A 3716-nucleotide genomic window follows, 5' to 3' on the forward strand; every position below is an offset into this window, starting at 1 on the left:
CGTCGGCGCCGGCCGGGCCGGTGTCCCCCTTGGGACCGGTCGCGCCGTCGGCGCCGGCCTCGCCCTTGGCTCCGTCGGCGCCCTTGGGCCCGGCCGGCCCTGCCGCGCCGTCGGCCCCCTTGGCGCCGGCCGGCCCGATCGCGCCGTCCGCGCCCTTCGCCCCGGCGATGCCGGATGCGCCGCGGAGTCCGGCCGGGCCCTTGGCGTTGAACGAGATCTTCCGCTCGCCCGGGCGACACGACCCGTCGGCGCTCGACAGGTTGAGCGTCTTGTAGCGCTTCGTCACGCAGGCGTAGTAGGTCTTCGACGAGGGCTTGGCCGCGCTGGTGACGGCGTACGAGGTGCCACCGAGGGCGATGAAGAGCGCGAGCAGCGCGATGGTGTGACGGCGTAGGAGCTTCGTCAACATGGACATTCGGACGTCCTTCTATGGGGGAGGTCGTGGGACGCGCGCGACTGTATGTCCACGCCTTGCTGTCGGCGCTGTCCACTGGACGGCTAGGCCACGCCCGATCGGCGGGACCGCCGACGCGGCCCGCGGGGAGCTGCGCGGCGGGCCTGATCGTGGACCTCGTGCTCGCCCGCGCGAACGGGACGAGCAGGTGGGCCGCCTGGGACTCGAACCCAGAACCACGAGCTTAAAAGGCTCTTGCTCTACCGATTGAGCTAGCGGCCCGCCCGGCAGGGTATCCCGCTCCGTCGACGCTCGCCCGCGACACGCGCTCGCCGGTGTGGGAGGCTCGTACCATGAGCGAGCCCGTTGACTACGACCACGAGCGGCGGTTGCTGGAGCGCCGACGGTTGGCCCAGGCTCCGCTCGACGAGGCGGGCGAGGGACAGTCGGAGGGCTTCGAGCTGGCCGAGCGGGATCTGATCGACCACGCCAGCCACGGCGACGGGCACAACACGCAGCCGATCATCCGCGACGGCCGTGCCGAGGCCGAGCGCGATCTCGGGGCGGACACCTACGGCGAAGCGGACCAGGAGCGTCCCTGCGATCTGGGGCGGGAGGGCTGAGGGCCCGGCCGCGGCGCGGGCGACCGGCCGGCGCCGACGGGTCGTCGACGCGCCGGGCGTTCTAGACTCGGGGGACCCGCCCCCATGGTGTAGCGGTTAGCACGTCAGCCTTTCACGCTGGTAGCAGGGGTTCGATTCCCCTTGGGGGTACCTCCTCGCGGCCCCGGCGAGTCCGAGTGGCCGTCGCGCTCGGACCCGCCGCCGAGGCCACCGTCCAGGCACGGCGACGAGACTCATCGCTGTTCCGGGTATCGTCTCCTCGCTGACTCCGCTCGCGCGATGCGGTGGGGGTCGGCAGGGTGACCTCGGGATGACGTCGACAGACCGCACGCGTGCGATCGCGTTCGAGCGCCTCTTCGCGCAGCACTACGCCGAGGTCGTCGCGTACGGGCACCGGCGCGCGTCAGCCGACGTGGCCGAGGACGTGGCCGAGGAGACCTTCCTCGTCGCCTGGCGCGAGCTCGAGGACCTCCCGGAGGACACGCTGCCCTGGCTGCTGGCCGTCGCCGGTCGGACCCTGGTCGGCTACCGCGAGGCGGCGGAGCGTCGCGAGGCGCTGCTCGACCGCCTGGCCGTCGTCCCGGAGCGCCACCACGACGACCGCTTCCGGATCTCGACGACGCTCCGCTCCGAGCTGCAGCTGCTCTCGCCGGTCGAGCTCGAGGCGCTGCTGCTGGTGGCCTGGGAGGAGCTGAGCCCGGCGCGGGCGGCGATCGCCGCCGGCTGCAGCCGCGCGGCCTTCCGCGTCCGGCTGCACCGGGCCCGCCGCCGCGTCGGCGAGGCCCTCGAGGCCTCCTGGCGCCGCACCGGCCAGGTGACCGGCGAGCACGCCGTGGTCCCGGCTCCCGCCCCCGCTTCCGACGACCCGAGGACCCCGCGATGAGCGGCCGTGACGATCGTTCCTGGGCCGTCGCGGTCCGCAACCCGGTCAAGGACCCCGACGCGGTCGTCGACCCCGACGTCCGGGCGCAGACGCTGCGATCGATCACCGCCTCGCCCTACCCGACCTATCGGGCCCGCCGCGCCACCTGGTCGCCGACGACGTTCCTGGCCGCCCTGATGGCGCTGGTGGTCGCCGGCTCGGTGCTGTTCGCGATCACCCGCGGCGGCGGCGGGCTGCCGGGCGCGGCGACGGCGCTGGCGAACATCATCGAGTCGAAGGACACGATCGTCCACATCGTCAGCAACGGCGAGGACGCCCCCGACGCAGCCGGGCGCGCGCGGACGGTCCGCGAGGAGCAGTGGGTCACGACCGACGGGCGCTACACCGGGATCTCGCGCATCCTCACCACCCGGGCCGACGGCAGCTTCACCGACTACCGCGGCGTGGTCGAGCGCACGCGGCGGCGCTGGACGCGGTACGACTCGAAGACCAACACGCTGATGATCAACCCCTGGACGAAGGTCCTGAGGCGGAGCGAGTTCCGAGGCCGCTACCTGCTGAAGCAGGCCCAGACCTTCGCCCAGGCGGTCCGCGACGGCAAGGCGAAGCTCGACGGCGAGACCCAGGTCAAGGGCGTGCCCGCCTACCGGATCGTGACCGACGACCCGTCCACGATCGTCCGCGCCTGGTACGTCTCGCGCGACGAGGACGACCCGCGGATGCTGCGGATCGATTTCAAGTGCAGCGGGACCGAGGCCAAGCCGCAGTGCCCGGTCCAGACCTTCGACACCTACGAGACGACCAACGACCGCAGCGTCCTGCGGCTGCCGAAGCGGCCGGGCCAGAAGGTCGTGCGGCTGTCGTCCAACCGGCGCCCGCGTTGAGTCAGCGGAGCACGAACGCCCGGGCCTCGTCGCGCCCGGTCCGGGCGTTCGGCACCGTCGCCATCGCGTAGACCCGCCGGCCGACGGTGGCCAGGCCGTAGGACAGCGGCACCGTGAAGCGCTCGGCGTCCCGCAGCGCGCTCCCGACCTGGACCGCGCGGCCGCTGCGGCGGTCGAGCCGCAGCACGACCACCCGGGTCGCCAGCGAGCGCTCGGTCGTCCGCTGGTCGAAGCGGATCGCCCACGGCTCGCCGCGGACGGCGAACAGCGTGCCCTGCTCGTTCCACTCCGGGTCGTCGCCTCCGAGCGCGGTCGCCCGCCAGCGGCCGCCGATCAGCGCGTGGACTCGCCAGTCGACGGCGCGGCCGACGAAGCGGTCGACGCCGACGTAGGCGGTGCCGCCGACTCCGACGGCGCCGTCGACGCCGAAGGCGACCCCGGGCACGGGCGCGCCACCGGTGGGGTCGAGCGGCGGCCCGACCGCTCGCCAGCGCCGGCCGCGCAGGCAGCTCAGGCGCGGCAGCGGCGAGGTCCGGCGATCGGCTGGCAGGGCGTCGTAGGCGGCACAGGGAGTGCTGGCGATCGCGAGCCCGAAGGGTCGCTGGGTCCCGCCGGGGGCGGTGGGATCGAGCTCACCGGGCGAATCCGCGATCCAGCGCCCTCCGATGCGGCCGAACGCCGTCGCCTGCAGGCGGCTGCCGGAGGCGAGGGCGTTCACGACCCGGCGGGTGCGCAGCAGCAGGATCCGGCCCCCGGCCAGGAAGGCTCCGCCGAACGAGGCGCCGTCGCCGACGCGGAACGCGGCCGGGCCGCCGCTGACCCAGCGGTCGCCTCGCAGGCACCACAGGCGGACGTGGCCGCCGCGCCCCGCGGCGACGCACGGCCGCCGGCCGCCGAGCAGCTCGACCCGCCCGCCGCGCTCGCTGCGCAGC

5 protein-coding genes and 2 tRNA genes are annotated in these 3716 nt (G+C 74.4%); 4 read left to right on the top strand and 3 right to left on the bottom strand.

Going from position 1 to position 3716, the window contains the following annotated elements; translation table 11 throughout:
* Positions 1–415: collagen-like protein (locus PAI11_RS23390; RefSeq protein WP_211656656.1), on the bottom strand; the 415-nt coding region annotated here is incomplete at its 3' end.
* Positions 416–603: 188 nt separating this feature from the next.
* Positions 604–676, bottom strand: a tRNA-Lys gene (locus tag PAI11_RS23395).
* Between the two features lie 71 nt (positions 677–747).
* Between PAI11_RS23395 and PAI11_RS23400 the strand changes: the two genes are divergently transcribed.
* The 4 genes from PAI11_RS23400 to PAI11_RS23415 all read left to right on the top strand — a co-directional run bounded on the left by PAI11_RS23400 (position 748) and on the right by PAI11_RS23415 (position 2784).
* Positions 748–1017, top strand: a complete 270-nt coding sequence (locus tag PAI11_RS23400; protein ID WP_007579513.1) for a hypothetical protein — start codon at positions 748–750, stop codon at positions 1015–1017.
* A 78-nt stretch (positions 1018–1095) separates the two neighbouring features.
* Positions 1096–1167: transfer RNA gene (locus tag PAI11_RS23405), tRNA-Glu, on the top strand.
* A gap of 160 nt (positions 1168–1327) precedes the next feature.
* Positions 1328–1900 carry an RNA polymerase sigma factor gene (locus PAI11_RS23410; RefSeq protein ID WP_007579515.1) on the top strand — a complete coding sequence of 191 codons (573 nt, stop codon included), beginning with the start codon at positions 1328–1330 and terminating at the stop codon, positions 1898–1900.
* Entirely contained in the window at positions 1897–2784 is an 888-nt protein-coding gene (locus tag PAI11_RS23415; protein WP_007579517.1) for a hypothetical protein, read from the top strand. The genes PAI11_RS23410 and PAI11_RS23415 overlap by 4 nt, the downstream gene beginning before the upstream one ends.
* A gap of 1 nt (position 2785) precedes the next feature.
* On the opposite strand, the gene PAI11_RS27690 is transcribed toward PAI11_RS23415, so the two are convergent.
* The coding region (locus PAI11_RS27690) for a hypothetical protein (protein ID WP_040601529.1) at positions 2786–3716 on the bottom strand (931 nt) is incomplete at its 5' end.

Source organism: Patulibacter medicamentivorans (genome assembly GCF_000240225.1).
Taxonomy (GTDB): domain Bacteria; phylum Actinomycetota; class Thermoleophilia; order Solirubrobacterales; family Solirubrobacteraceae; genus Patulibacter; species Patulibacter medicamentivorans.